The sequence below is a fragment of the Pauljensenia sp. UMB1177 genome (assembly GCF_030217965.1).
Taxonomy (GTDB): domain Bacteria; phylum Actinomycetota; class Actinomycetes; order Actinomycetales; family Actinomycetaceae; genus Pauljensenia; species Pauljensenia turicensis_A.
Map to the genome: position 1 here is coordinate 1 of NZ_JASOOV010000034.1, position 271 is coordinate 271.

Sequence of the window (271 nt, forward strand, 5' to 3'; positions counted from 1 at the left end):
GCAAAATATCAATCTGCCATCCGCCGAGCCAGTGAAGAAGAGAAGAATGCTTTATCGGTCCGTTTAGAACTTCAAGCAGATTATTATGCTGGCGTTTGGGCTCATTATGCTGAAGACCAAGGCTTACTTGAAGCGGGAGATATCGATGAGGCCATGCAAGCGGCCAATGCGGTAGGGGATGATACCCTACAAAAAGAAGCTTACGGTCGAGTAGTTCCAGATAGTTTCACCCACGGATCAGCTGCTCAACGGCAAGCTTGGTTCCAAAGAG

The 271-nt window shown here is 48.3% G+C and carries 1 protein-coding gene; it reads left to right on the forward strand.

Going from position 1 to position 271, the window contains the following annotated elements; all coding sequences use genetic code 11:
- Positions 1-271: neutral zinc metallopeptidase (locus QP442_RS08480; RefSeq protein WP_285069796.1), on the forward strand; the 271-nt coding region annotated here is incomplete at both ends.